Here is a 22913-nt window from a genome sequence, read left to right as displayed (position 1 = left end):
GTCGAGCGGTCTCCCGCTGCAAGATGGGAGAAACGCGAGACCGGAGAACGATGCCCGACACGGGATGGCCGGGTATCGGTCCAGCCGGACTCCAGCACCATGTTGACCCGGTCTTTCACCTGCGGCATACCGCCGGTGACTTCGAAGGTCAGCACCCTTGGAGGTGTCGCGGTCGATGATCAGCTGCCCTGGGTGGGTTGGCCCTCCTGGATCTGGAAGGTCACGGCGGCGCCCGGCCGCCCCTGCGGATCGGCCCTGCGCTCCCGTATGACGCCGACGGGGAGCTTCGCTTCGCGTCGGCGGCGGTGTGCGGGCACGTTAGCTACGCCTGAGGTGCCACGCCGAAGCGTAGGAAGCCGGCGATGCGGGGGGAGAACGTGAGCGGGGTCTGCTCGCCGAGCGACGAGCGCAGGCCCGCCGCCACCTCGGCGTCCGGCTCGCCGAACACCTCGAAGTGCTCCACCCGGCAGTGCTTCATCACGTCCTGGATGAACGGGTCCGCGAGCTTCCAGTGCAGGCGGACCGCGTCGGAGTCCCGATAGAGCTGGAAGCTGTGCGCGAGCATCCGCTTCTCGTCCACGAAGGTCTGCACCATCAGCTGCGGGCCGTGCTGCTGGGCGAACTCCACGGCTCGGGCGATGGCGTCGCGGAACTCCTCCAGGTGGCCGTCGGTGATTCGCATGGTGTTGCGGAAGAGAAGGATTGTTTCGACCTGGTGGCTCATGACGCGGTTCAGCCTTCCTTTTCCAGCAGCTCGAAAAGGCTCGAGAATCCCTGTTCGCCGTGGCCGTCGGCGATCCGGCGATCCATCAGTTCCTTGACCTGTCGCATCCGCACGGCTTCCACGCCGACGGACTCCCGGTGGTCGATCATGTCGTCCATCAGCGCGGCCTGGACGCGGAGCGGACCGAGGTCCGGCGGGTATTCCCCACTCGCGACCGCCTTGGCGATCGCGGTCAGCAACGGCGCATAGGCGGCCAGCGAGCCGGCGACGCGCTCGCCGAACTCCGTCACGTCGGCCCCTTCCGCCCGAACCAGCTTGAGCACGTGCAGAAAGCCGATGAGCATCTCGTAGCCCATGGCGACCTGGGCCATGAACTCCACGGCGGCCAAGCCGGCGTCCTCGCCGTGGTAGCCGACGCCGCCCAGCTCCCGCAGGGCCGACTCGTGGGCGTCGAAGGCGCTGCGGGAACCGCTGAGCAGGACGGTGATGTTCGGTGTGCCGACGTACGGCGGGTCTCCCATGAGCTTGCCGTCGATGTACACGGCGCCGCGCTCACTCGCCCAGCGCTCGTTGGCCCGCGCCTGGGCGGGTGAGCCGCTGGTGAGGTTCACCAGCACCTTGCCCGCGACCGCGGTATCGACCGAGGCCAGCACTTCGTCGACCGCCGCGCTGTCGAGGAGGCAGACCACGACGAGCGGGCTGGCCGCCGCCGCCTCCGCGGCCGTGGCGGCCGCCGTGGCGCCGGCGTCGACGAGCGGCGCGCTCTTGCTCGCCGTCCGGTTCCAGACCGTTGTGCGATATCCGCGTTCGACGAACGTTCTGGCGATCGCCGATCCCATGGAACCCAGACCGAGCACGGTGACCTGGCTCGCCGCTGTGGTGGGGTTGTCGGTCGTCGCTGTTGTCGTCGTCATGGTGCTCCCTCTCGTGTCGGATTCGGGTCGAAGGAATGGCCGCCGGCTCGACGTGGAAAGACCGCGTACTCGGCGGTCGGTTCACCGACGAGCCCGTCCCGTGCCCGGCTGCGCGTCATGGGCGCCATGACCAGGCGGTCGGGAAGATCCAGTTCGCCGATGGTCACCGGCGTGAGAAGCCCGTTCACGTCACCCTCCTCGGCACGGGATCGTCTTCGTCGCCACGAGGGTATGAACGGGCGTTTACGGGCCGAATCGGTAAGGTTTCGGTACGGGACTACTGGGATCGCGTCAGTATCCCCGATGGCACGGCCGTGCGTATCCCCGCACGAAAGGCATAGTCGGTTACTGCATGGCAGGGCGGTCAGCACGCCCCGCTCGACGATCCGCGCCCGCCCGCTGTCCATGCCGGGACCTCACCGTCGCGCACACGAGTACGGAACAAACGCACGGCAGCGCACAGGACTATGGACGCACCGGATGTTCGCAGTCCTCTGCACAGATCCCGTAACCCCCAGGACAGCCGTGCACATGACTTCGAAAAGTGACAGCCTGGCCTGGGGCCGTGAAATGGGCGGGGACGTTGCTTGGTCGACCGTCGGAGATGTTCTGTCGATTGATCAGTCGGTGTCGGTAGCCGCCAGGACGGCGAGGGCTCGGCCGTCAGGTGACAGAGCCGCGATGGCGATGTCCCAGGCGACCTGCTCGAACCACTTCGTCGTTGCCGAGAAGGTGAACCATCGGTGGTCATGGATCTGGTGCTCGACGTCGACGAAGGTCGCGGTCTGCGGCGCTCCGGAGAGTCCCGCCATCGATTTCCACGCCTCCAGGCGTCCATATGCACCGTAGAGACCGTGGTTGTAGGCACCTCCGGCGGAGGCTGCGGCGAAGAGGACCTGCCAAACCCGTGAGGGCGTGCAGGCGGAGGCCGACGGCGCCGCCCGCCGTCCCTTCGCGGCAAGGCAGTCCAAGCTCAGCGCGGAGAGGAGTTCCGCGATCGACCCGCCGGCGGTGCTGAGCGCGAAGGTCCGTACCTCGATCCGGCCGTTGGACTCCTCGGCCCAGTTCGCGACGGCTCTCGCTATTTCGGCGACAGCCGATGACGTGGTGGTCTCCACCGCCGATACGGCTCGGCCGTCCCCTGCGGGAGCAGGGCCGGCTTCATTGCCGGAGGGCCCGAACGGCAGGGAGTGACCGGAACCGCGGACACTGTAGCTGGGGAGGTCGGGGCTCTGCTCGATCGAGGACCGGCGCGGCGGCAACCAGCCCAGGGGGTGGTGTCGCCAGTGCGGCGACGTCGCCCATGGCGCGATCCCGGGCAGGTCACCGACGGCTTCTCCGCGCAGTACCAACTCGTGTACGAGACAGGCGCGGAGCTCTTCCAACCCTCCGGCGTGCACCTGGCCTCCAGCGAAGACACACGCCAGGTCGGTCGCCGCCCGGCTTGAGGCCAAGAGCGACGCGGCATAGCGCGCCTTCTTGCGGTCAACGGAGGCGACGGTCCCGATCAGACGCAGGGCGTGTCCCAGATGCTCTGGGTCGGCGGCGACGGCCAGGAGGCGAAATACCGAGTCGAAGACACTCCTGTACTGCCAGATCGGCCGATCCGCCGACCCGTACGTCCTGAACAACGCGATCCCGAGATCCGCGACGAACGCGGCATCGCCTTCCGCCAGACGCTGCTCGGCCATCTCATGCACGCTGTTCACATCGTTCAGGATCGGCAAGGACCCAACGATCTCCTGAACCTTCTCCGCCATGATCAGAGCCTATGGGTCCGCTTGATCGGGTTCTGTGTCGATCTCCGAAGTTCGTTCCACAGCTGTCCGCAGTCGCCTGCGCAGCGATGAACACTTGCCGGGGAGGCCGGAGGAGGGATGTCGGCAGCTTCGGGGGCGGCGGCGAGGGCCTGGCCGGGGCACTCCGTGACCGGCATCGTCGCAGGCCGTGCTCGGCTCAAGATCATCCTGGTCCTGCCCTGGCCGGACCCCATGATCACCCGGCTGCGCGTCGCACCGAGGCCTCGCGCTGCTGCGTCATCGCGACACCCCCGCCTGAGCATCCGAGAGCCCCCCGGGGGTCCCCTTGATTTTTGAGGGGCTCCGGGAGGCTCTTCGTGCCAGGTCCCCTGGAAGGGGGAGGGCTACCTTGATGGTGGGAGTGGGTCGGTGCAATCTGCGCGGATGCTATGTGTAAATGCAGGGCGTGCCGAATCCTTCACCCGTGCTTCCTGCTCCAAGAGTAGCGGCGTATGCCTGATTGCAGTACGTTTTTCCGTTAGAACCGTAAGTGCTTACGGATGAGCTGCATGTCTTGCCGCGCCCACACTTGGTACTGTGCGTCGTGATGACGCCAGAGATTTTGGCGGTTGCGATCCTGGCTCGCGCGGTGTAGCCGAGCTGCTCGCCCGGGCAGGTGACGCGGGTCGAAGCCTCGATGTATCCGTTCCAGGTCTGTCCGACCCAGGCCCAGCCGTTACAACGCGTGGTGGGGGTGCTGCCGGGTTTTGACACGTAGAAAGTCGTTTCAGATTCTCGTCGGTAATCTGAATCTGCCTGTGCGGGGGTGGCTGATCCTACGATCAGCATGAGCGCTGTTGCGGCAGCGGCGCCGGCCACTGCTCCTACTGCGATTCTTTTCGGCGGGTTCATGCGACTCTTCCCTCGTTGCGTACGACCACTCGAATTTCGGCTCCCTGTGTTCTTTCGAAACCACAGGACGTGTGGCCGCAAGGCGATAAATCGCTGGTAACAGCGACTCTTTCCCAGTTGGAGCCGACCGTCAAAGCCTTTCGGGCAGGGCTGAAAAAGCGAGCTCAGCGGCATCGCCGACGCCGCCGACGCCATCGCCGCCGAGGGCCGCCCCGTGAGGCCACCCATGCGGACGGACAGGCCTTCGAGGAGGATCGGACCGGTCGCAGCGTCGTCGACGATCTTGTCGAGTCCCTTCCGGACGTAGGCATCACCTGGTGTCACGCCGTAAGCGCCGATGATGTGGCCGTTGCGCTCGGAGGGAAACTCTCCAGTACTGCGCCGCGTTCTCTGTCGGAAGCCAGCGGGGAAGCGGGGCATCACGTTCAGCGGTCTGGCCATGGAAAGACACTGGTCATTGGCGAGTTGGGCTCGTTGCGCGGGTGCCACCGGAATACGGTAGAAACGGGCCGCGGGCTTGATCACCGCTCGTCAAGATCTGAGGGTCCACGAGAAGATCAACAAGTTCAACGAGCTGCTGGCCAGCCCATTTGTTCGTGACGCCGCAGAGGGTCCGTCACAGGGTGCCGGGGAAGCCTGGGAGCACGAGTTGGAAGAAGCCTTGGGCGGTGTAGGTGGCGAGCTTCCTGGCCTTGCCGGTCTCGACGTTCACCGCGTAGGCCGTGAAAGGAACGTATGGCGGGTCGAGGCTCGATCCAGGCGCGTTGTCGTCCCGCTCACGGCAGTCCAGGGGCTTGGCCAGGGCCGTGATCTCGTGAGGGCCGGTCCAGCCGCGCAGGTAGACGAAGTTGGCCGTCATGGAAAGGCCCCGCACGCGGACCCTCCGGAGCACCTTGCCGGTCTTCCGATCCAGGTGCACGAGGTCGGCGCCGCTTCTCAGGCATCCGGTGATGCCCGCGTCCACGCTCTCCACCGCGACGACGCTGTGCCCGTCGAGGCCGAGCGCGCCGACCATGTAGTGGCCGGCGACGTTGACGGTTGTCGCGTTGCCCGCCGTGGACGTCTGCCAGAGCCGGGTGATGGTCTGCAGACGGGTCTTGGGCGCGTACTCCGCCAAGGTGATCGTGTCACCGTCCGGGGACAGACCGATGGGGTTCCAGCCGTTCGGCAGCGGCCGGGCCATGCGCTCGCGCATGTCGAACAGCATGGCCGGGTCCTTGAGTGGCGGTCTTTTGGTGAAGGCGAGGAAGCGGCCGTCATCCGACAGCAGGAGGTGCGCGATACTGCCGAGCCAGGCCGTGGGCACCTTCGTCGGCGCCGTGATCACTGCTCCGGAGGCGAGGTCGCGCACCGCGAAGGTGTCAGCCTCGGTGTCGTAGTACGCGATCTTACGGCCGTCCCGGCTGATCGCCAGCGGGCTCGCCCGGAGCCCCGACGGGGAACCGGACAGGGCCTGCGCCACCCGGTACGTCGTACCACCACGGGTGACCACCCGCCAGCCGCCGTTCACGCATCCCGCCGGTGCCTTGCCGCGCTCCGGCCGGCAGAACGTCATGAAGGCGTGGCTCAGCGGCCCCACCCCTCGCGCCGGCAGGTCGGTCACTGTCCCGGGCGCCACGGCAGGGCGCGGCTGTGTGGGCTGCAGCCGTACGGCGGACGTCACGCCGAGCGCGATGGCGACGACCGCGGCGGCCGCGACGATCGAGGTCGTCCTGCGCCGCCGCCGCTTGCGGATCCCGATCGTCCGCTCGGTCAGGTCTACCTGAGGAGCGTCGTCGGCTACGTCGTCCAGCATCTCTCGCAGCCAGGTCATCGGTGTGCTCCCTTCAGGTCTTCCATTTCGGCGAACTTCGGTGCCAGCTCCGGCGCGAGTACTCGTAACCGGGCGAGCGCATGATGGGCTTGGCTCTTGACCGTGCCGATCGAGCAGCTCAGCAGCTTGGCGGTCTCGTGTTCGGTGAGGTCCTCGTAGTAGCGCAGAACGATCACCGCCCGCTGCTTGGGCGGCAGTTGCGCGAGCGCCCGAAGCATGACGATCCGGACAATCATTGAATCTTCGGTGGAATACGGTCGATCCGGCGGCTCGGCTCTCGGCAACTCGGCCACCCTGGCCAGACGCCGGCGCTAGGAGATGTACTGGTTGACCAGGGCCTTGCGGGCGTACGCCTGCGGACTGGTGACGTCCGCCAGCTTGGGCCAGCGGCCGAGCACCTTCAGCAGCACACTCTGCAGCAGGTCCTCGGCCAGGTGGGCGTCCCCCGTGAGCAGGTAGGCCGTCCGCATCAGCGACTGCTGATGGACGGCCATGAACTCGCGGAAGCTGTCATTGGGGTCCAAGATGACTCCTCTCGCCCGTTACCGACGCCCGTGATCGGCAGATGGTTGGGTCACTCCATCCCGCAGCCGGAGTCGGAAGCAGGCGGCCTGGGCGAAGTCACTGCGCGGACACATCCGTGAGGAGTCACACCATCAGACGTGTCCGCTTGAGAACACGGTTCCAAAGCCCTCGGCTACCGGCTCGGCCCTGCACGCCACGGGCCTGGGTTGGGGTGCCCGCTAACCAGGGTGGCCAGCAGAAGCCTTAGAGCGTGTTTGAGAAGATCATCCATGCTCGGCGTGGCGGCGTGACCGAGGATGCGGAAACCGTCAGGGGGGCCGGATGCCCCCTCGTCGCCACTCCTCGACGGATCTCGAATCCCACTACCGCAGCGTCGTCGACGATCTTGCCGAGTCCCTTCCGGACGTAGGCATCACCTGGTGTCACGCCGTAAGCGCCGATGATGTGGCCGTTGCGCTCGGAGGGGAACTCTCCAGTACTGCGCCGCGTTCTCTGTCGGAAGCCAGCGGGGAAGCGGGGCATCACGTTCAGCGGTCTGGCCATGGAAAGACACTGGTCATTGGCGAGTTGGGCTCGTGGTTCGTCATCGTGGAACCCGACGACTGGAATGGCGCTGAAGCCTTGCCCCGGCTCTCGGCCGGTGGTGAGGCGGTGTCCTCGTGGCTCGGGGACACGATGCGGCACTAACGCCCGGGACGGACAGCGTCCAGGGGCCTCACGCACGTGATGTGCCGCCTGATGATGCCGAGCTGTGGCCTTAGTGCGCGCTCGAAGGGCCGTTTGCGCTGGATGTCGATCGCAAATGAAGCGCGGTTGTCGTCGGGCGGGTCCTCCTCGAGCGAGGCGGCGGGTCATGCCGGCGATGGCAGCCCAGCGGATGATCGCCTCGGAGACGGCGGAGTCGCATTCGTAGTCACGAGCCAATCGTCGGCAGGCGGTCAGCCACGCCAGTGTCCCTTCCACCACCCAGCGGCGGGAAATGACGCTGAACCCTTGCTGATCCGCGGGCTTGCGCACGATCTCCACAGTGGTGCGCAGCGTGTCGCGGGCCCAGTCCACCAGCCGTCCCGCGAAGCCCTGGTCGGCGAAGACGTGCCGGATCGGGGTGGTCAGGTAGGTCGATAGCAGGGCGGTCTTGGCGCCGTCGCGGTCTTGCCAGCTCGCGGCCATGACAGCCACGGTGACGAGCAGGCCGGTGGTGTCGGTGATGATGAACCGCTTGCGGCCGTTGACCTTCTTGCCCGCGTCGTAGCCGCGACTGTCGCGGCCCACGGTGTCGGCGCCCTTGACGCTCTGCGAGTCGATTATCCCTGCCGAGGGCTCATCTTCGCGACCCGCCTGGCGGCGCGCCTTGATGCGCAGCTCGGTCAGCAGCTCCTCGGTGACGCCAGCCTGTTCCCACTGCTGGAAGTACCAGTACACGGTCTGCCAGGGCGGCAGGTCGGTAGGGAGGTACCGCCACGGGCAGCCCGAGCGGACCACGTACAGGATGGCGTTGACGATCTCCCTGCGTGTGCTTCTCCGGACGTCCGCCGGTGTTCGGCTCAGGCAGTAGGTCCTCTACCAGCTTCCCTTGGGCATCGGTCAGGTCGGAGGGGTAGCGGGCAGGGGGCATTCGGCCATCCTGACGGCCCCAGCATCCGCGGTCACGCTGTCACGCCAAACTGGAATGATCTTCCCAAACACGCTCTAACGTCGCTTGGGCAGCCCGCGGTAGGTGACGACTTTGTCGCCCGATCCCGGGTACGCCATGATCAGCAGCCGCTGGGTGCCGTACTCCTCGCCCTTCCAGGGGAACCAGGCGAAGTGAACGCGGATGCGGTAGTGCCCCTTGCGGCCGTTGAGCGACAGGTCGGGCAGTTCGGTGCCGCTCAGCCCGTCCATGAAGCTCATCTCGCCGCTCTGGTTGGCGTAGCCGACCTCGACGACGTCGTCCCAGCCCTTGGTCTCGACCGGTGGGCGGCGCGGGTAGGTCTCCAGCGTGACACAGACGTAGAAGTCGGAATGCGTGCCCACCGTCACACGGCCGGGCCCGGCGGTGACCGGGCCGGCGGACGTGCTCCGGCCCTCGCCGGCGGACTCGTCGTACAGCTCCAGCCCCGCCTCGGGCCACTCCGGCTCCTTGAGGCGGATCGCCTTGGCGGGCTTGATGAGGGGACGGTGACGCGGGGTGGCGTCGCATTTGCGCTGCTCCTCGGCTGCGAACTCCTCGTATTCGCGGTTCTCGGCGGCCGCTTTCGCCGTGACCTCTGCCTTCGCGGCCGGGCAGATCTCGGCGAGCACCCCGCTCAGGTTCCCGACGTCCACCCCTTCCACCTCCCGCAGTCGGGCGAGTTCGCGTGGGTCGTTGCGGGTGTAGACGGCGCACAGGCGACGGCCGTAAGCGAGCAGCACCTGGTCCGGCGTGGTGGCGTCGAACGTGAGTGCATTCTGCCGGCGTACGGCGCAGATGAAGGCCTGCGAGCCGGTCCGCGGCGGGGGTTTTGCGGGCCTGCCGTCCATCTCCCAGGGTTCGGGAGGCGAGCAGTCCTCGGCCGTGGTGACCGGGCCGCGTGACTGGTCGGCGGCCGGCAGGAAGCACATGGCCACGGAGGTGGCCAGCGCCGTCACGAGCACGTGGTGGCGCAGGCGGGCGGCGGGTGGGGCGCCGTACAGGGCGAGCAGGACGAGGGCGGAGGCGGCGAGCGCGGCGCTGTACCACAGCGGGGAGAGCCCGAAGAGAATCTCGCCCTTCTCGTTCGGGTCGAACAGCCCGTCCGGGTACAGAGCCAGCCGCTGGTCGACCACCTCGGGGATGAGCTGCCAGTCCGCCTCGGGCTTCGTGGTGAACGAGGTGACGACGCCGGCCGCCGCGGCGAGGGTCAAGATCAGCATCGTGACGCGCAGCAGCCGCCTGGTCCTGCGGACGATCGCGATCAGGACCAGTACGGCAGGGGCGCCGACTCCGATGAGCATGTCGACGGCGACCCAGAGCACCGTCGCCGGGTAGCTGACGTACCCGTGGAAGAAGTCGTCGACCGCGCCCCTGGGGCCGGTCCACACCGGCATGCCGTCCGCGAGGTTGACGGCTGCGGGGATCAGCGGGATCACCACGGCCAAGGCGGCGAGGGGCCACGCCCGCGCAGGTGCGCGCCGGACCGGAGCGGCCGGGGACGGTGCCGGGGCCGGGCCGCCCAGGTCGTGGGCGGAGCGGGCCTGCCACACCATCCCGAAGACGCCCAGGACGCTCAGGACCATGAGCATCACCAGGCGGTAGTTGACGTCCGAACCGCCGAACGCGACGATCGAATGACCTCCGGACGACAGCAGCGACAGCGCCGCCGCGGCTCCGCCCATCCGCACGGTGCCTCGATCCCAGCGCGCGTCCCTGGCCTGGCCGACCAGGACCGGCACGAGCCACAGCAGGTGGACGGTGTTGCCGAGCCGGTACGGAGAGATGGCCTGAACGACGGAGTACTGGTCGAGGCCGTAGGCGACGGTGGAGGTCACGCCCATGACGGCGCTCGCCAGCCCGGCCACGCCCCCGAGCAGCCGCAGCCATCGAGGCAGGGCCCCGGCGAGGACCACGAAGAACAGCCCGACGACGGCGAAGTCGAGCAGGTCGGCGGGCAGGTCCGACCACCACGGGTACGAGATCGGCAGCCGGTACAGCAGCGTGCAGGCGACGCTGAGGTACAGGGCCGCCCGTAACAGCCGGACCGGCCTGTCGTTGACCGCTGCCGTGCCGGCCGGCCGCCCGCGCAGCACCTGCCAGTAGGCCCAGCCCTGCAGGACTCCTCCCGCGACCATGAGGAGCTCCACCCACCAGGTGTAGGGCACGAGGTTCGGGTCCCACCAGCCGGTGACGATCTTGCGCAGCAGCGTGGGGTCGCCGGTGGCCAGCGCGTGGGCGCCGGACCCGACGACGGCGGCCACGTAGCTGGCGGCGAACAGCGCGGCGACTGTGCCGAAACGATGGCGGCGCACGAACGATCCCCAGGGCACGAGCGGACAGGAGGCGAACAACGGCGCCCAACCCTAGCGAGCCACCACCGAAACGATCAAGGGCCTGGCCGGCCGGAACCCGCACCCTCGACGGCCGGCGCGAGGCCATACCCCGCGCGGAGCGGATCATCGGCAGGCGGCACAGCGCTGCGCTGGTCGTCGCACGTGGCGGGGACGTTCCCATGCCAGGATGCGCCAGTCGATGCCCTGGTCCTCATCCAGTAAGAACTCCACCACCACCCCGGAAGCTTCAGCGACCAGATGGCCGAGGTGGGCGCGGAAGGCAGCGCGTCCGCATACGCGCGGGCTGCCCACGGCATCGTCGACGACCCCGCGCCCGGCCGTCTGCGGTCGAGAAGCTCCAGAAGGTGCTGGGCACGCTGGACGAGCAGATCGAGCAGCGGGCCCGCGAGATCTCGCCGAGTCGGTGTCGTGGTGAGCGATAGCTGGCGGAGCCGACGACGCCGGGCGGCTCGCAACCTGAGCCCACCGGCGCGGCCTGACAGACTCGTGACCCATGATCGACGATTTCGCGAAAGACAACCTGCACGAGAGGCTGCGGCGGGACCGCGAGGCGCTGCTCTGGAAACTCGACGGCTTGTCCGAATACGACGTCCGCCGACCTTTGACAGCGACCGGGACCAACCTCCTCGGCCTGGTCAAACACCTGGCCACCGTCGAGGCCAGGTACTTCGGCGAGGTCTTCGACCGCCCTTCCCCGGAACCGCTGCCCCGGTGGCAGGACTCCGACGGCAGCGACCTGTGGGCTACCGAGGACGAGACCCGCGATCAGATCATCGCCTTCTACCGGCGCGCATGGGAACACTCGGACGCGACGATCAACGAGCTTCCCCTCGACGCCCCCGGCCACGTGCCGTGGTGGCCGGAGTCGACGCCGGCCTGGCACACGAACCTGTTCGCCATCATGGTCCATGTCCTCGGCGAGTCCACCCGGCATGCCGGGCACGCCGACATCCTGCGCGAGGGCCTCGACGGCCGGACCGGGTTGCGCGCCGAATACGAGAAGCAGATCGACGAGGAAGCCCGTGCGGCCTACTGCGCGAAGATCGAGCAGGCCGCGCTGGTGGGGGCGGGGGTGAACCGTGGCCCCCGCCCCGGGCGCGGCCACGGTGGCGCGATGGTGGGCAAGCCTTGAAGAATGACGCATGGCGGAGGGGTAAGGAACCATGGTTGTGACGTCCAGCCTCGCCCTGGTCCGGCCGCCAGGGACGTGTCCTCCGGATCATGGACTTCCCGCGAGCCCTCCTGCCGGCATCATCCCGGACCAGGCGTTCTGATGGCTGCTCCCCGGCATCCCCGGTGCTTGCTGCGCCGGGGATGCCGGGCCCGTGGCGACGGGGCGTCGGCCGGGTTACCGGTTCACCCGGGCACGATCAGCATCTGCGCAGGCCGTACCTGCTGGGGTCGGCGTCGAAGGCGCTGGTCGTGTGCACCACGGATGCGGGTACGTACCCGAAGTTGCCGAACCTGTCGCCGACGGTTCCGTACCAGGTGGTGTTGCCGCCCGGGTGGAGTTCTCCCGGTGTCCAGCAGGTGAACCAGCTTTCCGTGGTGTCGAGGTAGTCCACCGCGTCGACGGGCCGGGGCTCGTGGAACACGGGGAGGCCGCCGGCTTCGTTGCTGCAGTGCAGCCTTCCGTCGTGCGGATCGACTCCGCAGGCGGCGGCGGAGGCGGCGGAGGCGGTGGCTGGGGCGACCCCGAGCAGCGCGAATGCCGCGGCGACGATGGTCGTGGAGATGGCTCGGTGCTTGTTCATGTGTGGTGCCTCGTTCGGTGCTGCGGTTGTCGGGGATGCGGATCGGGGGGTCACGGTCCGATGAGTTCGTAGTCGGCGGAGGTGCACTCGCGCAGTCCCGGCGCGGGGTCATGGGGGGTGGACACATGAACGGCGGGCAGGAAGCCCCAGCCGCGGTAGGGCGGCACCGCCTCGTCACCGGCGGCGAGGTACCAGATGTTGTTGCCGCCGGCGTGCGGGCCGCCCTCGACCCAGCACTGGAACCAGCTGAAGCTGCTCGTCAGCACGCCGGTCTCGGCGGTCTGGTAGGAGGCGTCGTAGGACAGGGTGACGTTGGGGGTGTTGCGGCAGTAGAGCCTGCCGTCGGCGCGGACCCCGCATTCCTCGGCCGCCGCGGCCGCCGGGGCGGTCGCCGCGGTGGCCTCGGGGGCGGGGGCTGCCCAGATGACGCTGGACAGGGCCGCGGTGAGCAGCGCGCCGGCCGCGTGCTTGCGGATCACCATGGTGATGGTTGCCTTTCTGCTTCGACAGGGGCGGCGGGTTCGCCGCCCTGAGAGTCAGCGAAGCCGTGGGTACGCGGTGTCCAACAGGGCCGCGGACGGACTCGTCCGAAGACGAGCCATCCGTCGGCCAGCCCCGGACGGCAGGCCGCCGGCGCCGACACGTCTTGGACACTGTGCGTAGTCACTTGTAAACTTTCGGTCAACTACGGGCCGGTGAGCTGCGACGGCCCGCGCGGAAGGGCGAGGACTGAGGCGATGAGCGAGCATCCGGACGGCGACGAGGATGCCCGGGCCGTCAGGCAGGCGTCCCCGTCCCCGGTGGAGTCCGTGACCTGTCACGAGGATCTGGTGAGGCTGCTGGCCGAGCAGTTCGCGCGGGCCGACACGTCACTGCGGGAGCTGCAGCTGCGGGCGGACAGGGCGGGCGGGACCCGCCTGCCGCGGGCGACGTGCGCGGACATGCTGGCCGGTCGGCGCTTTCCGAGGAAGGCGCTGATGGTGGCCTTCCTGCGAGCGTGCCAGGTGCCCGAGGATCAGCTTCCGGCCTGGGAACGGGCGTGGGAGCGCCTGCGCGTCACCCGGATGCCCGCCGGGAGGGAGGAGGAGCGCGGGATCGTGACTCCCGGCGGCGCGGCGCCTGCTGCGCGGACGGCCGGGCCTGGCGAGGCGGCGCCGGCGGGCGTCCTCGGCCGGGGCCGGCGTCGGGCTGCCGTGTCCGCGGCGCTGGCCGTGCTGGCGGCGGCGCTGGCCGTGAGCGTCGTCATCGATCAGCGGGCTGCGTCGCGACGCGACGCGTCCGACGGTTTGGGTGGCTCCGCGGGGCCCGGTCACCTCGTCAGCGACGACGGCCGCGCGTTCGGCCCCGGCGGGTCGAGCCGGTTCACCGTATCCGTTGATCCGGCCAGCACCGGCGTACGCCTGATCCGCCGCCTGGATGTGGGCGTCGCCTCGCAGTACGCCACCATCACCGTGAACGGGGCCCCGGCCGGGGTGTGGCGGGAGCTGCCCGGCGACGGCACCTACAAGTGGCGGGACCAGGTCGTCGAGCTCCCGCGGACCCTGACCGCGGGCCGGCGCTCTCTCACCGTCGTCAACACGTTCGTCTCGTCCTCCCTGGGCTTCAACGAGTTCCTCTACGTCATCGAGCAGCAGGTCAACGGAGACTGGTCGATCGCCGACACGGTCGACGTCGGCCCCCACCACCCCGCCAGCGAAGCCTCGCACGACTACCACATCGTCGCGGAGGGCTGGGCCGGTCCCCAGACATTCGCCTATCCACCACGGGAGGAGGACTGGAGGGTCGAATGAGTGGCGGCGGGCTCGCCGATCGTGGGGGCGGAGTTTCGCCGAGTACGAGGGATTCGACCACGCCACCGGCCGGCACGAGCTGCTCGACGTGCTGAGCCCGCTCTGGACCGACGTGTAAGGGTTATATGGCGATTATATCGGTTACACTGGGCGGGTGCTGATACCCATAACCGACTACGCGGCCGGGGCCGCGGTGGCGACCGACCTGGTCAACACCTCCCCGACCGTCCGGGCCCACCGAGGCGAGGCCCTGACCGGTCCGGAGGCGCTGGCCGGCTTCCTCGCCGAGCACGGCCTGCGGCCCGACGCCCTGGCGGGCGGCCTCACGGAGCAGGACGTGTTCGAGGTGCACCTGCTGCGCCGGGAGGTGCGCGGCATCATGGAGACAGAGACCGAGGAGCAGGCCGTCGCGGGCGCGGCCGTCCTGACCCGCCGGGCCGGTCTCGCCCCGGTGCTGCGTCGCGACGGTGACGGCCGGTGGCAGTGGCACGTGCCCACCGCCCCGGGCGCGTCGCTCGCCGACGAGCTGGCCGCGCTCGCCGGCATCGCGCTGTTCGGGGTCGTCCGGGCCCTCGGCCACGACCGGTTCCGCGGCTGCGCCGCTCCGGACTGCCGGGGCGTGTTCGCCGACCCCAGCCGGGGCGGCCGCCGCGCGTACTGCGCGCCGGAGTTGTGCGGCAACCGCCGCAACGTCGCCGAGCACCGTGCCCGCCGCCGAGAGGGGAGCGCGGTCCGATGAGCGATCCCATGAGCGGCTCGGTGGACGGCCCTGCCGGTGGGCGGGGGAGTGGCCCGGCGGACGGTCCGGCGGGTGGTCCGGCGGGTGGTCCGGCGGAGGGTTCCGGGAGTCGCCCTCCCCTGGAGGGAGCCATCCGGTTGCCCGACGGCCGCTGGGTGCGTGGCCGCGGTCTGCGGAACCCGCTGCCCGGCGGCGCGGTCCCAGGTTTCGGGCTCTATCTCGGCTCCGGCCGGTTGCGCCGCCGCCACGAGGACGGACTGCGCTGGCCGCACGAGTGGATCGACTGGCCCGACTTCCTGCTGCCCCGCGACCGTGACCTGGCGATACGGCGGATCGGCGCCCTGCACGAGCGGGCCGGGGCCGGTGAGGCCGTCGAGGTGGCCTGCGGTGGCGGCGTGGGACGCACCGGCACCGTGGTCGCCTGCCTGGCGGTCCTGTCCGGGCTCGACCCTGCCGACGCCGTCGCCTGGACGCGGGCGCACCACCACCCCCGGGCGGTGGAGACGCCCTGGCAGCGCCGCTGGGTGGTCGCCTTCCCCCGCGGCTGACGGTCAGGTGGCGACGCGGTCGAGAAAACCGGCGATGAGCGGGCCGATCTCCGGCAGGTGCTCCTCCAGTGCGAAGTGGCCGGTCTCGAACAGGTGGAGTTCGGCCCCGGGCAGGTCGCGCAGGTAGGCGCGGGCGCCGGGCTCGGGGAAGAACGGGTCGCGGGCGCCCCAGACGATGAGGGCGGGCGGGGTGTGCTCACGCAGCCACGCCTGCCACTCGCCGTAGCGCTCGACGTTGGTGTGGTAGTCGAAGGCGAGGGCGACCTGGGCCTCCTTGCGTCCGGGCAGGTCGAGGAAGTGCTGGTCCAGCGTCCAGCCGTCGGGGGCGACCCGCTCGGGGTCGGTGACCCCGGTCTCGTACTGGCCGCGGGTCCCCTCCAGGGTGAGCAGGTCGCGGATCGTCTCCTCGGCGCCCGCCTGGCCGGGGCGCAGCGCGACGAAGTCGCGGGCCCCCGCCGACAGGCCCTCCTCGTAGGCGTTGCCGTTCTGCACGACCAGGCCGGCGATCCACTCGGGGTGGCGTGTCGCGAGCCGGAACCCGACCGGCGCGCCGAAGTCGAAGACGTACATGACGAACCGCGTCAGGCGGAGCCGCTCCACGAACCCCTCGACCACGTCGGCGAGCCCGTCGAAGGAGTACGTGAACCCGTCCGGCGCCTCGGTGTGCCCGAACCCCGGATAGTCGGGAGCGATCAACCGGTAGTGGCCGCCGAGTGCGTCGATGAGGCGGCGGAACTGGTGCGACGCCGAGGGGAAGCCGTGCAGGAGCAGCAGCACGGGGGCGTCGGGCCGCTCGGGCAGCGACTCGCGGTAGAAGACGCGGACCCCGTCGACGTCGAGGTGACGGTGCGCGGTCCGGGTGACGAACGGGAACGTCATGACTAATGCCTTTCCGGGTATCTGATGCATTAGGTCTAGCCGCCGATCATCTAATGTGTCAACCCGGGGGCGTACCATTAGAAGCATGAGGCCACTCACCGGGGAGCTCCTGCCGCTGGACCTGGTCAACACCCGTCCGGCCACGGGCGATCTGCTCGCCACCCCCGGCGACCTGCGCGCCTGGCTGGAGCTCCAGTCGGACCGGCTGCCCGAGGAGTTCGGCGAGCTCACCGATGCCGACCTGGCCGCCGTGCGTGCCGTACGCGAGCACACGGCCACCGCCCTGGAGCACGCCCGCCACGGCCGACGGCCACCCGAAGCCGCCCTCGCGGCGCTCAACGAGGCGCAGCGCGCCGCCCCGGCCGTCACCGAGCTGGCCTGGAACGGCGACGCGGTCACCGCCACCCGCCGGCGCGCCGGTCCGGCCGGGCCACGCCTGGCGGCCTGGCTCGCCGAGGCCGCCGCCGCGCTGCTGGCCGACCCGGCCGTCACCACCGTCCGCCAGTGCGCGGCCGGCGACTGCGTGCTGCTGTTCCTGCCCGCCCACCCGCGGCGCCGCTGGTGCTCGGCCACCCGCTGCGGCAACCGCGCCCGCGTCGCCCGCCACTACCAGCGGCATAGGCCCTCCTGAAGTCCGGACCTCACGGGTTCCGACGTGTCGCCCCGGACGGAGCGAACCGCCCGGCAGGCCCCTTACCTTCGCCCGGCAGGCCCCCTACCGTCGGAAGGCACGCCACCGACGAAAGGACCCACCCGTGACCGCAGCAGTGGACCCGGGCCGCTGGCACGCCCGGCTCGCCGAACTGGCCACCGAGTACGAGGTCCCCGGCACGAGCCTGGCCTTCCTGTACGAGGGAGAGATCCACGAGTTCGCCGCGGGGGTGCTCAACGTGGCCACCGGGGTGCCCGCCACCACCGACTCGCTGTTCCAGATCGGCTCGATCACCAAGGTGTGGACCGCCACCCAGATCATGCTCCTCGCCGAGCGGGGCGAGCTGACCCTCGACACCCCGGTCTCGCGAGTCCTGCCCGAGTTCAAGGTCGCCGACCCCGAGGTGACCGAGGCCGTCACCATCAGGCACCTGCTCTCGCACACCTCCGGCCTCGACGGTGACCTGTTCCTCGACACCGGCCGCGGCGACGACTGCGTCGAGAGGTACGTCGCCGCCTGCGCCGACCTCCCCCAGAACCACCCGCTCGGCGCCACCCAGTCCTACTGCAACTCCGGCTTCATCGTCGCCGGCCGCGTCGTCGAACGGCTGACCGGCACGGTGTGGGACGCCGCGCTGCGCGAGCAGATCATCGAGCCGCTCGGCCTCACCCACACCTGGACCCTGCCCGAGGACGTGCTGCGCTTCCGCGCCGCCATGGGCCACCTGGACGGCGCGCCCGCCCCGATGTGGGGCCTGATGCGCTCCTGCGGCCCCGCGGGGCTGGTCAGCGCCCGCGCCGCCGATGTCGTCGCCTTCGCCCGCGCCCACTTCGACGCCGACGGTCTGCTGCTCGCCCGGCCGCGGGCCCTGTGGGAGCCGCAGGTCGACATCCCCAACCCGCACACCATGGGCAGGCAGTGGGGCATCGGCTGGATCCTCGACGAGTGGCAGGGCCACCGCGTCATCTCCCACGGCGGCAACACCATCGGCCAGGCGGCCATGCTGTGGGCGATCCCCGACACCGCGACGGCCGTGTGCGTCCTGGCCAACGGCGGCCACACCGCCGCCTTCCAGCACGCCCTCGCCACCGAGCTGTTCGGCGAGCTGCTCGGCCTGGCCGTGCCGCCGAAGCTGGGCCCGCCGGCCGAGCCGTACGAGACGGACGTCGAACGGCACGCCGGCGTCTACGAGCGGACGGGCGCGCGCCTGCAGCTGACGGCCCGCGACGGCCGGCTCACGCTGCACGTCGAGCCCACCGGCGCGCTGGCCGACCGGCAGCCGCGGCTGGACGTCGACCTCGTCGCGGTCGACGACGCCACCTTCGTCGGCCGCCCCGACGGCCGGCCCGACTGGCTGCCGGTCGTCTTCTACCGGCTCCCCGACGGCACGCCGTACATCCACCTCGGCGTCCGGGCCACACCCAAGGTCGCCTGACACCCGGCCGGTGCCGATCGCCTACCGTGAGGACATGACCGACCGCCCCCGAGCAGCGTGCTGCACGATGCCGGGCTGACCCGGACCTGCCAGGAAGGCACCCGCTGCTTCGTCGAGTCGCGCCGCGATGATCTGGTCGTGCGCTTCCCCGGGCTGCTGGAGGCGGTGCGAGAGGTGGCCCACGGCGACGACGTCGGCGCGCACGTCGGCCACGCCGAACTCGCCGACGCAGCCGCTGCACCTTGCGATACGGCCCCCCGCGGCCCGCCTCACGGCGGCAGGGCCGGGCTCTCGCCGCCAGGGTGGCCGATGCCTCTGCTGGTGTGTTCCCGGCGCCGGTGCCGGTGCCGGTGTCAGCGGGTGCGGGTCGGCAGATCGCTGGTTCGCAGCGCACGTAGCGCGAGCTGTACGGCGAGCCGGGTGTCGGCCTGGCTCAGCGACAGGCCGAGGAGCTTCTCCGCTCTGGCCATCCGCTGGGAGACGGTGTTCCGGTGGATGCCCAGGACCCGGCCGGTCTGCATCGCCGAGCAGGAGCGGTCCAGGTACGCCTCCAGCGTCGCGATCAGGTCCTTGTCCCTGGTATCCAGCAGCGGGCGCAGGATCTGGCCGGCGTAGTCGCGGAAGGCGCTGGAGGAGTACCAGCCGAGCAGCAGCCGTGACGCGCCCAGGTCCTGCACCACCCGCACCGCCATGCCGTCCCCGGACGAGGCGGCGATGACGGCGGCCTGGCGAGCTTCGGCCAGGGTCGTGGCGATCCCGCTGGCGTCCCGCTGCGGCGATCCCACTCCTGCGGCCACCGTCACGCCGCTCCTGCGGTCGCGGAAGGCTTTCAACGCCCGGGTCAGCTTTCCGGCCACCTTGTGGGCGTGGTCGGCGGGCACCGCCTGCGGGCTGGTGATCCAGGTGGACCAGCCGTCGGCGCGTTCGACGAGCGGACCGGGGAAGAGCTGCGCGGCGGCCAGCTCGCGGGCCAGGGTGTCGACCGTGAAGGTGGACAGGCCCGCGCTGTGGCTCAGGCGGAAGTGCAGTCCGACATGCCAGCCGGCGAGCTCCCAGCCGGCCATGGCCGCCTGTTCGGCGACGGCGCTGGTGACCGCGCCCCCGTGTTCGAGGATCTCTGCCAGCAGGGTGCCCCGCAGCCGGGCGTCGCGCTCGGCCGTGAGTTGCTCGCGCGCCAGCCAGGCGAGCAGCGGTCCGTGCGCCACCGACAGGCACAGCTCCGCGGTTCCTCGCCAGAGGGCGCCGGCGCCGGCGCGCTCGACGGCGACCCACAGGGCCGCCGAGCCCGCGAGCCCGGAGACCGGGAGGACCGCGATGCTCGTGTCGCCGGTCTTGAACGAGCACAGCGTACGGCTGGAGACGATGTCCGGTACGGGGGTGGCGGGTTCGCCCCCGCTGAGGACGGCTCCCTGGGCCGTGCACGCCGTCGCTGCCGCGTCGAGGGTCGTCGCCAGGCAGGTCACGATCTGGTCGAGTTTCTCGCCGTGCGTGCGCAGCCGGGATGTCAGCGCGTGCAGGATGCGGCTCCGCTCGACCCGGGGCTCGTGCACGACGGTTCGCAGGTGCACCGCGAGGGGCAGCGCCGGCAGCCGGTCGGGCGCCACCAGGGTGGGAATGGCGAACTTGTCGGCCAGCCGGCGGGTGGCGGTGGCGATCTCGCTGTGATGTCCGGTGACGATGATCGCACAGACCTTGGCGAGGTGCGCGCGGCGGAGCATGAGATCGAGCAGGTGCTCCTGGTGGATGGGACCGTCGGTGTCCCCGAACGGCAGGACGATCAGCGCCGCGGGCGGCAGTTCCGCGGTCATGACGGCCTCCGGCTCGACGATCTCGACCTCGCGGACGACGGTGTCCAGGCCGGCGCCGCCGCCGACGAGTCGCGCGCTGTTGAGCGTGGGGAGCGCCTGCAGATCCCGGAACCGTACGGCCTCGTCCCTCATGGCCGGGCCTCCGTCCCGACCTCGGCCATGCCGTACCCGCGCAGGCCCAGGTCGAGCCGGCCCGGATGGGGCCGCCGCAGCGTCTCGGGCGCGGGCAGGCGGATCACTCGGACACGCTGCTGCACGGCGAGCCGCTCCACCGAGACGGGCTCCCAGGTGCGGGCGTCGAGCACGCAGGTGATGTCGGGGGCGGTGGACACCGGAACGCCGTCGTCGAAGGCGGCGACGTACTCGTTGGCGAAGTCGATCCGCATGGAACGGTCCTCCTCACAGGCGTGACCGAGGGAGATGACGCCGCTGATCTCGGTCGCGGACCGGGTCCTCCTGATCTCCAGCACGGTGCCGGTGAAGACCAGGCGCGCCTGTGCGGCGGCCAGGAAGTCGGCCCCGTCCTCGCGCCGTCGACCGGTCCACGCCCTTCCCAGGGTGAGGGCGCGGCTGACGGAGGCGGGCACGGCGTGGCGCGCGTACTGCCCGGCCGTCCCGGCGTGCAGGCAGACCGCGGCCCAGGCGCCCATGGCGGGCAGCACCGCCCGGACGAGCCGCTCGACGGAGCGGTCTCCGGCGCTGTCCACCAGCATGACGTCCCCGCCCGCGTCGGCCAGCGCCAGCGGGGAGGCCGGGACGACACCCATCAGCACGGTGTGGTCCAGCCGGGGGTAGGCGCGGCCCATGGCGTCGCCGTCGATCGCCGGCAGCCCGAGCCGGCTCGCCGCGACGAGGCCGAGCAGCCCGTTGACGCCGCCGATCTCCAGCGGCTGCAGGGCCTGGAACCGCGTTCCCGTGTGCCTCTCCAGTGCCCGGACAGCCGCCGCCAGTTCCACCCCGCTCGGCAGCCGCTCCAGCATGACGGTGGAGGAACCGACGGCGCCGACGCAGGCGACGCGCGCGTCGGGGTCCAGCGCGGACGCGGAGACGACCGGCAGCGTCCCGTTGACCTCCAGGGTGTGCCGCAGGAGCGGAGCGGCCGCCGCCACGGACCCTCCGCCACCCGCGCCGAGGAACGTGCAGCCCAGCGCCAGAACCTCGACATCGGCCGCGTTGAGGTACATAGGCCTCAGCATAGGCACAGCACCTTGCACCGGCCATGCCCCGCGGCCTGGCACTTTGCCCATTGTCGCCGCCTGACCTGCGTTCTTACTGTGGGGCGAACACCACCGGGCGGTGACGCCCGTCACACCCCTCACGCGGGAGGTCTCATGACCCGCCAAGCCGTACCCGCCGCGAGCGCCGGCGAACACGACGACTACGCCCTGGAACGCGTGCCCGCCGACCGTCGCTACTCGTGGTTCTCCGTCGCCACGCAGCGGTTCGGCCAGCTGTCAGCCCTCGCCCAGTTCCTGCTGGGCGCCACGCTCGGACTGGGCATGACCTTCTGGGACGCCGTCCTGGCCATCACGGTCGGATCCGTCCTGCTGGAGATCGTGACGGTCTTCGTCGGGATCGCCGGAATGCGTGAAGGGCTTTCGACGTCCGTCCTGGCCCGCTGGTGCGGCTTCGGCCGCAAGGGCTCGGCCGTCATCGGCCTGCTCATCACGCTCAGCCTCGTCGGCTGGTTCGGCGTGCAGAACGCCGTCTTCGCGTCCGGACTCCACTCGCTTGTCGGGACCCTGCCCGTATGGGCGTGGGCGCTGCTCGGCGGTGCCGCCGTCACGGCCATCGTGGTCTACGGGTTCGGCTCGATGGCCTGGACGGCTTACCTGACCGTCCCCGCCTTCCTCGCGGTGGCCGCGTTCTCCATCGGATCGCAGCTCATGGAGCACGACCTCGGGGCCCTGATCTCCGCGCCACCGCCGGGCCAGCCGCTGACCCTGGCGCAGGGCGCGACCATCGTGGCCGGCGGTTTCATCGTCGGGGCCGTGATGACGCCGGACATGACCCGTTACAACCGATCGGTCGCCGACGTGGTCAAGCAGACCGTCGTCGGCGTCACCCTCGGCGAGTACGTGGTCGGCCTGATCGGCGTCCTGCTCGCGCACGCCGCCCGCAGCAGCGACATCGTCATGATCATCACGACGTCCAGTGGGATCGTCGGAACCGTCGTCCTGGTCGCGTCGATCCTGAAGATCAACGACTGGAACCTCTACTCGTCGTCCCTCGGTCTGGTCAACGCCGTCGACGTGCTCTTCGGCAAGAGACTCAGCCGAGCCGGCGTGACTCTGGCCATCGGCGCCGTCGGCTCCGTCCTGTCGGCCGCCGGCATCCTGACACACTTCGTACCGCTCCTGACCTTCATCGGCATCCTCACCCCGCCCGTGGCCGGGATCATGATCGCCGAGTACTTCGTCGTCCGCACCTGGCGCAAGCCGCTGGCCGAATCGGCCGCCCGCGGCGCGCTGCCCGACTCCGCACCCGACTGGGTGCCCATCAGCCTGCTGGCCTGGGCGCTCGCCGCGCTGGTCGGCTACACCATCGAGGCCGGCATCCCAGCCGTCAACTCGCTGGTGACCGGATTCGTGGTGTACGCGGCACTCGGCAAGATCATCGCCGCCCGCTCGAAGACCGCTGTCACCGCCCCCGCCCACCAGGATTGAGGTATCA

General features: G+C 70.3%; 21 protein-coding genes and 1 pseudogene. 7 read left to right on the top strand and 15 right to left on the bottom strand.

Going from position 1 to position 22913, the window contains the following annotated elements; translation table 11 throughout:
* Positions 1 to 322: 322 nt before the first annotated feature.
* The 10 genes and pseudogenes from CXR44_RS30740 to CXR44_RS30705 all read right to left on the bottom strand — a co-directional run bounded on the left by CXR44_RS30740 (position 323) and on the right by CXR44_RS30705 (position 10593).
* Positions 323 to 682, bottom strand: coding sequence for a hypothetical protein (locus tag CXR44_RS30740; protein ID WP_245899590.1), 360 nt, complete (start codon positions 680 to 682; stop codon positions 323 to 325).
* A gap of 50 nt (positions 683 to 732) precedes the next feature.
* Positions 733 to 1638, bottom strand: a complete 906-nt coding sequence (locus CXR44_RS30735; protein ID WP_101789640.1) for an NAD(P)-dependent oxidoreductase — start codon at positions 1636 to 1638, stop codon at positions 733 to 735.
* Complete coding sequence (locus tag CXR44_RS30730) at positions 1635 to 1826, bottom strand: hypothetical protein (protein WP_101789639.1); 192 nt, start codon at positions 1824 to 1826, stop codon at positions 1635 to 1637. Before CXR44_RS30730 ends, CXR44_RS30735 begins: the two co-directional genes overlap by 4 nt.
* A 432-nt stretch (positions 1827 to 2258) precedes the next feature.
* Complete coding sequence (locus CXR44_RS30725; RefSeq protein WP_101789638.1) at positions 2259 to 3398, bottom strand: DUF6183 family protein; 1140 nt, start codon at positions 3396 to 3398, stop codon at positions 2259 to 2261.
* A gap of 426 nt (positions 3399 to 3824) precedes the next feature.
* A complete protein-coding gene (locus CXR44_RS39120; protein ID WP_144070138.1) occupies positions 3825 to 4814 on the bottom strand; it encodes a hypothetical protein in 990 nt (329 codons plus the stop codon).
* 91 nt (positions 4815 to 4905) lie between these two features.
* Positions 4906 to 6102 (bottom strand): TolB-like translocation protein, encoded by a 1197-nt coding sequence (locus CXR44_RS30720; RefSeq protein WP_101789637.1) that lies wholly within the window; start codon positions 6100 to 6102, stop codon positions 4906 to 4908.
* Complete coding sequence (locus CXR44_RS42010; RefSeq protein WP_342748616.1) at positions 6099 to 6395, bottom strand: sigma-70 family RNA polymerase sigma factor; 297 nt, start codon at positions 6393 to 6395, stop codon at positions 6099 to 6101. Before CXR44_RS42010 ends, CXR44_RS30720 begins: the two co-directional genes overlap by 4 nt.
* Positions 6396 to 6413: 18 nt before the next feature.
* Complete coding sequence (locus CXR44_RS42005) at positions 6414 to 6626, bottom strand: sigma factor (RefSeq protein WP_342748615.1); 213 nt, start codon at positions 6624 to 6626, stop codon at positions 6414 to 6416.
* Between the two features lie 817 nt (positions 6627 to 7443).
* A pseudogene (locus tag CXR44_RS30710) lies at positions 7444 to 8242 on the bottom strand (IS5 family transposase); the annotation flags it as partial.
* Positions 8243 to 8316: 74 nt separating this feature from the next.
* Entirely contained in the window at positions 8317 to 10593 is a 2277-nt protein-coding gene (locus CXR44_RS30705; RefSeq protein WP_144070137.1) for a cytochrome d ubiquinol oxidase subunit II, read from the bottom strand.
* A gap of 535 nt (positions 10594 to 11128) precedes the next feature.
* Between CXR44_RS30705 and CXR44_RS30700 the strand changes: the two genes are divergently transcribed.
* Entirely contained in the window at positions 11129 to 11767 is a 639-nt protein-coding gene (locus tag CXR44_RS30700; RefSeq protein ID WP_245899586.1) for a DinB family protein, read from the top strand.
* Between the two features lie 238 nt (positions 11768 to 12005).
* Here CXR44_RS30700 and CXR44_RS30695 read toward each other — a convergent pair whose 3' ends face one another.
* Both CXR44_RS30695 and CXR44_RS30690 read right to left on the bottom strand, forming a co-directional pair.
* Positions 12006 to 12389 carry a hypothetical protein gene (locus tag CXR44_RS30695; protein ID WP_101789635.1) on the bottom strand — a complete coding sequence of 128 codons (384 nt, stop codon included), beginning with the start codon at positions 12387 to 12389 and terminating at the stop codon, positions 12006 to 12008.
* Between the two features lie 50 nt (positions 12390 to 12439).
* Positions 12440 to 12871, bottom strand: coding sequence for a hypothetical protein (locus CXR44_RS30690; RefSeq protein ID WP_101789634.1), 432 nt, complete (start codon positions 12869 to 12871; stop codon positions 12440 to 12442).
* A 255-nt stretch (positions 12872 to 13126) separates the two neighbouring features.
* Here CXR44_RS30690 and CXR44_RS30685 point away from each other — a divergent pair, with 255 nt between their 5' ends.
* The 3 genes from CXR44_RS30685 to CXR44_RS30675 all read left to right on the top strand — a co-directional run bounded on the left by CXR44_RS30685 (position 13127) and on the right by CXR44_RS30675 (position 15466).
* The gene (locus tag CXR44_RS30685; protein ID WP_101789633.1) at positions 13127 to 14179 is read left to right on the top strand and encodes a hypothetical protein; all 1053 of its coding nucleotides are present in this window, start codon (positions 13127 to 13129) and stop codon (positions 14177 to 14179) included.
* A 154-nt stretch (positions 14180 to 14333) separates the two neighbouring features.
* Positions 14334 to 14918 (top strand): CGNR zinc finger domain-containing protein, encoded by a 585-nt coding sequence (locus CXR44_RS30680; protein WP_101789632.1) that lies wholly within the window; start codon positions 14334 to 14336, stop codon positions 14916 to 14918.
* 137 nt (positions 14919 to 15055) lie between these two features.
* Positions 15056 to 15466 carry a phosphatase domain-containing protein gene (locus tag CXR44_RS30675; RefSeq protein WP_342748613.1) on the top strand — a complete coding sequence of 137 codons (411 nt, stop codon included), beginning with the start codon at positions 15056 to 15058 and terminating at the stop codon, positions 15464 to 15466.
* 3 nt (positions 15467 to 15469) lie between these two features.
* On the opposite strand, the gene CXR44_RS30670 is transcribed toward CXR44_RS30675, so the two are convergent.
* Entirely contained in the window at positions 15470 to 16345 is an 876-nt protein-coding gene (locus CXR44_RS30670) for an alpha/beta fold hydrolase (RefSeq protein WP_101789631.1), read from the bottom strand.
* Positions 16346 to 16430: 85 nt separating this feature from the next.
* Between CXR44_RS30670 and CXR44_RS30665 the strand changes: the two genes are divergently transcribed.
* On the top strand, positions 16431 to 16976 hold the full coding sequence (locus CXR44_RS30665; RefSeq protein WP_101789630.1) for a CGNR zinc finger domain-containing protein: 546 nt from the start codon (positions 16431 to 16433) through the stop codon (positions 16974 to 16976).
* Between the two features lie 124 nt (positions 16977 to 17100).
* Complete coding sequence (locus CXR44_RS30660) at positions 17101 to 18432, top strand: serine hydrolase (RefSeq protein WP_245899584.1); 1332 nt, start codon at positions 17101 to 17103, stop codon at positions 18430 to 18432.
* Positions 18433 to 18785: 353 nt separating this feature from the next.
* Here CXR44_RS30660 and CXR44_RS30650 read toward each other — a convergent pair whose 3' ends face one another.
* Together CXR44_RS30650 and CXR44_RS30645 are read right to left on the bottom strand one after the other, a co-directional pair.
* The gene (locus CXR44_RS30650; protein WP_101789628.1) at positions 18786 to 20372 is read right to left on the bottom strand and encodes a helix-turn-helix domain-containing protein; all 1587 of its coding nucleotides are present in this window, start codon (positions 20370 to 20372) and stop codon (positions 18786 to 18788) included.
* Entirely contained in the window at positions 20369 to 21424 is a 1056-nt protein-coding gene (locus CXR44_RS30645; protein WP_180903778.1) for an S-methyl thiohydantoin desulfurase family protein, read from the bottom strand. The genes CXR44_RS30650 and CXR44_RS30645 overlap by 4 nt, the downstream gene beginning before the upstream one ends.
* A 147-nt stretch (positions 21425 to 21571) precedes the next feature.
* Between CXR44_RS30645 and CXR44_RS30640 the strand changes: the two genes are divergently transcribed.
* Positions 21572 to 22906: a purine-cytosine permease family protein gene (locus CXR44_RS30640; protein ID WP_101789626.1), complete on the top strand. Its 1335-nt coding sequence runs from the start codon at positions 21572 to 21574 to the stop codon at positions 22904 to 22906.
* Positions 22907 to 22913: the final 7 nt, after the last annotated feature.

The sequence above is a fragment of the Nonomuraea indica genome (genome assembly GCF_002850745.1).
In the GTDB taxonomy this organism is placed as follows: Bacteria; Actinomycetota; Actinomycetes; order Streptosporangiales; family Streptosporangiaceae; genus Nonomuraea; species Nonomuraea indica.
The sequence above is the reverse complement of the archived record's forward strand: the minus strand, read 5'-3'. Positions and strand labels throughout refer to the sequence as shown.